The organism is Litorivivens sp. (assembly GCF_057445395.1).
Genome location: NZ_JBVBUV010000116.1, coordinates 1 through 7,151, shown reverse-complemented (window position 1 = coordinate 7,151; position 7,151 = coordinate 1). Strand labels below are relative to the sequence as shown.

The window sequence follows — 7,151 nt, the reverse complement described above, 5'->3', positions numbered from 1 at the left end:
CCCAATTCATAGCTGTATTCGTGCAAGCCAGACTTGAGCAGTCGCGAACTTGCGTAGAAGGGCCTGCTGACGACGGACTCACGGCCGAACAAATCGCGGGTGACAACCCGCATTTCACCAGCGCCGGTCACAACCGGTACCTCAGTAATGGCGAACGGTCCGGGCTCGACCGGGGCACTGGAGCGCCGCGCATTATTAACGAAGATATCGACGGTTGATGGCACCACTGTTTCCCCGGCAATGAGCTCTGTCGGAAAAGTGATAAAGCCAGGTTGGGTTGAGAAATCTGTTCCCCACTTGAGGCCGCCAAATCGCGCTGGCCGTCCCCAGGCGCCGGCCTCGCTCAACGCGTCGCCAATAATCATCGAGCGCATCTGCTCGGGCCAGTCTATGCGCAGGTTGGTTTCAAGTCGCACGGCGTTTCGCTCGGCGCTGGTGATATCCCTGACCAGATGCTGACTTGAGAAAAACCCTCTTCCGGCGAAAGCGCCCAGCTCAAACTGTCCGCTTAAACGGTCGCTGCCGTCGCTGTGCGAGCCAAACAGCGCGTAGTTCAGCATGGCTCCGCGCTGGTCGAAGTCCGGTTCAACGAGAACGCTGTCGTCGCCTGTCACGCGGCTTGGTTCGAAGGCACCCGCCCGGGCGTAAAGTGCCAGCGACTGCTGCTGAGGATCAAACATCGGCAGCACCTCATCGAGCCCGTCGACAGCGTAGAGATTGTCGCCGGCCACAGGTGTCTGCGGAGTGCGCAGTTTAAATGTATGCAGGGTCTTATCGTCGAGATAAAAGCGCTGTTGGTCGTCGCGATAGGCTTTTACCAATGCGGGCCGGCGAGATTCGTTTACATTGAGCTCAACCCAGGTTTCCTCTACGTCGCTTTCGGATGTTGCCGGGCGGGTGTCAATGCTGATCAGCTGCCAGAGTGGGTCTACATCCAGGCGATAAGGCCAAAGAGTGTCGATAACAAGGTAGCGCTGTCCCGCAACAATCAGTGGCACAAGATCTGGCAGTGGTAGGCCAAGGGCGCGCACATCGGCACTGGCAATCAGCCAGCGATCGTGCTGCTGTAATAGCGTTACTTGTCGTTCGGTTTTCTGCTGATTCAAAATGACTCGAACAGGCACTTCCCTGATTTCCCTGTTACCCAAAGGAATCGATCGGCGCGGCGGTTGGTAGGGGTTGGAGGACACGGTTTCGGCATCGCTCGGCATGGGCGCGGAGTCACGCTGCACGGAAACCCTGCCTTGTTTCCTGTCGGCGGATATCTGGTAGCCAGTTAGACCATTGAGCGGCAGGTAGAGGTAGCCATTAACCTCGATGCTATCTCGCAGCGAAATTGGCAGGCCGACGGCGAGCAGATCAACGGCGCGCAAGTACACATTGTCATCGGCATCTGCCAGTACCTGAATTGTGTGTTGGACCGGCTTACCATTGATGAACAATTCGACGGCCAGCGGTGACAATGTGCTCGGGCCGACCCAGGGCAGCGGCTTGATGTCTGCGTTTGACGATAGCACGAAGCTCGCAAGAACCGATGCCAGCAACCCGCGTGATCGTCCCATGGTGGTGCTCTGGCATTCCTACTGAACCAGCGCGCGAGCGCGCTGTTCGTTGCGCTCGCTGATCACAACGATATCCAGTGTATCGCCAATGTCTGGCAGACTCTCGGGCTGTAACCGCCATTCCTGACGAGCGCCGGCCAATACATAGCGAAGCTTCGCTCCGGCGCCCAGATCACGCTCGTCATTCATGACACGCCAGGAGGTAAATTTGAAGTGGCTGCTTCCGCGGTTGGCGACAGACAACATCAGCGTCTGATCATCGACTTTTCTGGCAGACCATTCCAGCCGGGCAGTACCCGATTGAGCAGGTTGTACGAATAGTGGCAGGCTCATGTTCAGTGCCAGTTGCAAGCCCTGCCCGGCCGTAGAGGTCGCGGGAATTTCCTGTAGCAGCAGGCGGTAGGCTTGCTCTTCATCGCGACCGTGTGCAGAGCGCAGGCCCACGCGCACGATTTGTGACCCGCCCGGAGCGATAGTAAATGTGGGCGGAACGGCAATGATGTCACGGGTTTCATTCAGTTCGTCTTCACCGTTTGGCTGGGCCCACTGTTTTACGGCCAGTTGCAGCGTTACTGGTTTCTGATCGCGGTTGCGAACGTTCAACGTGGTGGCAGGGCTCGCTGAAGATAGTTCAACCAGTACCGGGTGAACCGAATAGGAACCGGCTGCCGCAAGGGGCGCAGCCAGCCAGCAGATGAGCGCGACGCTCCAGACATGGGGCTTGCGCATCATCGCTGTGATCTCAGTAGTTGACGGTTACGTTAATGGTATCGGAATAGCTGCCAGTTTGGGTTTCCTGCTGGCCCGAGGGAATCCTACCGTAAACCGTTAAGGGGATACCCAGTCCGGTACCGGTACCGGTCACATCGTTGGTGCCGCTGGTTTCACCCCATACGGATGTGCGAAGTGCATCGCTGTAAAGTTGGTAGGACAGGAAGTTAGAGGCACCGTCAGTCATACGGCGAGTGCTCACGCTGCCGTCGCTGCTGTTGGCACCGTCATCCAGTTCCACCGAGTAGCTGGTGCCGAGGGAGCAGGTTACGGTTACCGCACCGGTAGCGTCGATGTTCAGGTTGCTAACAGGTTCAACATCGCCGAAAGCGAGATTGTTAGCGCTGACGGAGCAGGAGTCTACGACGGAAGCCGTAACATCGAAGGTCGTGGTAGCCGAAGCCTGGGCGAATACATTGCTGCTGGTCAGGCTTAACGTCAGCAGAAACACCGCTGCGGCCAGTGATCTGATCAATCTCATCATTACCTCTCCTTTCATACTTAGTCAGGATCGATAAGCAACTCGCTCCCGGACACAGTTTCACTCCGAAGCCTAGACAAGCAGGGCACAAGGTTGAATACGAGATACTACCTACCGCTGTTTCGCCGGGCGGAATTAACCCGCAGCGCAGCGCGCATTGCTGCGGGGAGGCGATCGCTCCAGCAGCGGTAAAATAAGTTTTATCGGGCATCTACTACAATCGGGATATTCGGCGTAGACTAATTTCGCCGTGCGGCTGGCACGGCTTTCAGCGCACAGCTTGTGCAGGAGAACATCATGTCAAAAGGCATGGACAGAAAGAAAGAAGTGAAGAAAAAACCCGTCAAAACCCTGAAACAACGCCGCGCCGAAAAAGCAGTCAAGAAAAGCTAGTTTCGCGCCGCCCTCGGCAGCATTGTCGGGGGCAAGTTACTCCTCGCCTGATTTTTTCTGACGCTGCCGCTTTGACCAAAAACATCTACGGCTATATGTAATACTTCCTCGTGACGGTGCTTGCCAAAGCCCTCCCATCGTGCCCGGGTGTCGCCGGAAATTGTCTGTCCAGCTGAAAGGCGATCTGTCAGTAGATTAGACACCAATGTGATTTATTTTCAGGCGCGGCGCGTTCGTGATTTGAGCGTGGTCGTCAAAGCGGTATGTGGCACACCACCTGGTAGCGGCGATATCAAACAGTTATCCTTTGGGCCGCGTCTGTGCGTCGCAAGTGATTGAATAAATTAAGTTTACCTTTAACTCAGACGCTTCTATCTCCTACCAAAAAGCCACTAAGTGCATGCGGTGAAACTGACGCCCGCATAAAAAGCTCGGTACCCTCGCCAAAGTAATTGCTCCCTCATTCAATTAGTCTTTGGTATCGAAATTAGCAATATAGACGGTTTGAACCGTGTTTGGTTTGGCTAAACGCATTCTGAGGTCCGGAGATAGTCAGAAACAGGGCGGATTGCTAGCAACACGTTTGCCAGACCTCTTTGTCGGAGAGCATAAGTGCGAGATGTAGCGAAAGTAGCGGTAGTCGCAGTTTGTATTTCTGGTGTTGCATATGGCGATGCTGAGCAAAAACAGACCCGAAAATTAGAGGAAGTTCTTGTTACCGCCAATAAGCGTAGTCAGAGCATTTCTTCCATAGCGGGAGCTGTCAGCGCCATCGACAAAGCGATGCTCGAGCAAACCGGCGCGAACGATCTGTCTGAATATTTAACGCTATCGGCAGGCGTGAACTTCAATAGCAGTACGCCAGGCCTTTCCGTGATTACTATTCGCGGTGTGTCGTCGGACACCTTTCCGGGCCAGTCTCAAACGGCGGTGGGTGTGTACTACGATGATGTGCCGTTAACGGACCCCGCTGCGCCGATGGTTGTGCCAGACATCGATTCTTTTGATGCTGACCGCGTAGAGATACTGCGTGGGCCACAAGGTGCACTGTATGGTTCGGCATCTATGGGGGGAGCGGTCAATTATATTCCGATGACGCCCAACAGCGATGACATTGAATTCGCCGCGCAACTGACGGCTACGGACAGGGTAAACAGCTCAGTAGGCACCAGCCGTAAAATGATGGTCAATATTCCTTTGATCTCAGAAGTCCTTGGCTTTCGAGCGGTTAGTCATTACACGCGAACGCGGGGCTATATCGATAACATTGGCACCGGCCAGGATGAAGCCAACGAAGTTATCACCCGCGGTGGGCGGGCTGCACTGGAATGGGAGGTGAGTCCCAATGCCCTACTGCGCCTATTTGGTATGTATCAGACGATTGATGTCGCGGACACGGGATACATGGACGAACGGTTGGGTGATCTCAAAAAGGAAACGACCCAACCAGAACCCACGGAAACCGAGCTGGAGGTGCTGGGCGTTCGCTATGAACACACCTTTGACGAGTACGGTGATGTCATCTTTATCGGTAGCTATCAGGATAAATCGAGCTACCTGTCTGTCGACGGTGCTACGGCACTTGGCATTCAGGACACCGGGCAGGGCATTATCCTGGAACAAGGCGGCATAGTTAATGGGTATAGCGCTGAAATCCGCTTTGTCTCACCACCAAACGATACCTTCGAATACCTTCTTGGCCTTTCATACAGCGATCGAGATGAAGATTTTTTCGTCGTGCTGGACTCTGCTACCCTGGCGGAGAGTTCTGCTGCCGTAATAGCGTTATCACAGCAGCTCGGCGTCGCGTTACCTTCAACCATCACCGCGGGCACCACAGTCTTTCGTGAAAAGGTATTGATCAATGCACCGGAAGAAGCGGCGTTCTTTGAGGGCAGCTGGCAATTCATTGACCACGTAAGACTGGTTGCTGGTGGTCGTTACTACAACAACCGAGTCGATAGTGAAATTTTGGGTGAGGGGCTTCTGTTCCTGACAGATGGCGGCACTGAATTTTATGAAGCCCGTTCAAATTCTGGCGAGGGTTTTAATCCCAAGGTATCCCTTTCCTGGGAACCGACAGATGACATCTTGCTGTATGGCTTGTATTCCCGTGGTTACCGGTTGGGTGGGCCAAATTTGACGCCAAATAATGCGGTGTTCAATACCAAACAGAATTATGAAGCAGACGAAGTAAAAAACTATGAGTTAGGCTTCAAATCTTTCTGGTTTGACGAGCGACTCTCAGTGGATATCGCCGCCTTCTATATCGATTGGCGGGATATGCAGCTGGTAACTGCAGACGATAAAGGCACCTTCAAATACCTCGACAATGCAGGTGATTCCGAAATCAAGGGTGTAGAGCTTTCACTTGCGCTGGTGCCGTTCGATTTTATCAATACACGTACAACATTAACCTGGCTTGATGCCAGACTTGCTGAAGATTATGACCCGCAAAATGGACGCCCGCCTGCACAAGCGGGGGATCGGTTGCCGGGCTCTCCACAGTGGGCTGCCAGCAATACGATAAACCTTGTCTGGAATTCGCATGCATGGCAACCCGCATTCACGCTTGTGCATCGCTACGAAGGTGAATCGTCGACAAACTTATCCTTTCAGGACATTAAAAAAGGTGACTATCACTTGCTGGATGCGCGTCTGTCTTTAACGATTGGCAACTTTTCAGTAAGCGCATTTGGTAAGAACCTGGAGGACAAACGCGGTGTCACGGCGTCCAATAACTATGCCGGTAATAACGGTACAGTTTTGTCGCACAAATACATCACGCCACCTCGCAGTTTCGGGGTTCAGTTTGACTATAACTTTGCGCCGTAACGTTTGGGGAGAAACAATGACTACGATGAAGCAACCGCCGGTTAATATTGTTCAGCTAAATGATGGGCGCAACCTGGCCTGGTATGAGTACGGTGACCCAGCAGGTTTACCCTGCATTTATATCACAGGCACGCCAGCCTCTGGACTATTGGGTATTCTTTACGACGAAGCAGCGAAGCAAGCTGGCGTCCGTTTTATTTCCGTCGATAAGCCCGGCTACGGACATTCTGATTTTATGCCGGGGCGCCGACTCACAGACTGGCCGCGTGATATTGCTGCGTTGGCCGATCATCTTGGAATTGACCGGTTTGCCGCAATGGGCGAGTCCGGTGGTGGGCCGCACGTACTGGCGCTTGCCTGGGGAATGCCTGAGCGCCTGACCCTTGCGCTGGATCTCTCAGGCATGGGCCCCGGCCATGAAGAATGGGTGCGCAAGGGAATGAAACCGTTAAACCGCCGGTTATTCTGGCTGGCGCAAAAAGCACCGTGGCTGCTTCGCTTTGCCATGCGCCATATGGCCAATAGCCTTGCCGATCCAAAGCGCCGCGAAAAATGGATTCAGAAGCAATTAGATGCAGCGCCGGAAGCGGATAGGGCGGTCAGTGAGTCCGCGCCGGGGTTAACAGAATTGACCCTGGAGGCATTTCTCGACTCAGTACGCCAGGGCCCCCAAGGTGCTGCGCAGGAAATGCAGATATTCGGACGCCCATGGGGCTTCTCTTTGTCGGACATACGAGCGCCGGTACAAGTGTGGCACGGCACCGAAGATGTCAATGTTCCCATTGCGATTGCCGAACGAGTCTGTCAGGAAATTCAAGGCGCTAAAGCCTTTATCTTTGAGGGTGAGGGGCATGTTGTGGGCTATCCGCGAGCCGGCGAAATCATGCAAGAGATCGTGAGTTCGTACGCTGCCGATCCTGTCGATGCTGCGAAAAATACGACCACTAATCACGTGTTGATATAAAGGAGTGAAACGTGTCTGAGTTAGCGAAAAATCTGGAATCGTTATTTTCCGAATATTGGGAACACGTGTTGGAGTTCTCGCCACAGATAGCACAACAAGTTGGTGACAGCCGGCATGCACGCACGTTGGCAAAAGAATCGCTGGG

General features: G+C 53.9%; 4 protein-coding genes and 1 pseudogene. 2 read left to right on the top strand and 3 right to left on the bottom strand.

Features of this window, described 5'->3' with window-relative positions; translation table 11 throughout:
* From AC222A_RS18400 to AC222A_RS18390, 3 genes and pseudogenes are all read right to left on the bottom strand, one after another.
* A pseudogene (locus AC222A_RS18400) lies at window positions 1-1,562 on the bottom strand (hypothetical protein); the annotation flags it as partial.
* 18 nt (window positions 1,563-1,580) lie between these two features.
* Window positions 1,581-2,294, bottom strand: coding sequence for a fimbrial biogenesis chaperone (locus tag AC222A_RS18395; RefSeq protein ID WP_372750213.1), 714 nt, complete (start codon window positions 2,292-2,294; stop codon window positions 1,581-1,583).
* Between the two features lie 10 nt (window positions 2,295-2,304).
* Window positions 2,305-2,817 carry a Csu type fimbrial protein gene (locus AC222A_RS18390; protein WP_372750214.1) on the bottom strand — a complete coding sequence of 171 codons (513 nt, stop codon included), beginning with the start codon at window positions 2,815-2,817 and terminating at the stop codon, window positions 2,305-2,307.
* Between the two features lie 1,002 nt (window positions 2,818-3,819).
* Here AC222A_RS18390 and AC222A_RS18385 point away from each other — a divergent pair.
* Together AC222A_RS18385 and AC222A_RS18380 are read left to right on the top strand one after the other, a co-directional pair.
* Window positions 3,820-6,042, top strand: coding sequence for a TonB-dependent receptor (locus tag AC222A_RS18385; protein WP_486775406.1), 2,223 nt, complete (start codon window positions 3,820-3,822; stop codon window positions 6,040-6,042).
* A 16-nt stretch (window positions 6,043-6,058) separates the two neighbouring features.
* Window positions 6,059-7,006: an alpha/beta fold hydrolase gene (locus AC222A_RS18380; protein WP_486775405.1), complete on the top strand. Its 948-nt coding sequence runs from the start codon at window positions 6,059-6,061 to the stop codon at window positions 7,004-7,006.
* Window positions 7,007-7,151: the final 145 nt, after the last annotated feature.

Bases quoted from the DNA above. Each gene is read 5' to 3' on its own strand.
- AC222A_RS18395 (WP_372750213.1), bottom strand. From the start codon at position 2,294: ATGATGCGCAAGCCCCATGTCTGGAGCGTCGCGCTCATCTGCTGGCTG.
- AC222A_RS18390 (WP_372750214.1), bottom strand. From the start codon at position 2,817: ATGATGAGATTGATCAGATCACTGGCCGCAGCGGTGTTTCTGCTGACG.
- AC222A_RS18380 (WP_486775405.1), top strand. From the start codon at position 6,059: ATGACTACGATGAAGCAACCGCCGGTTAATATTGTTCAGCTAAATGAT.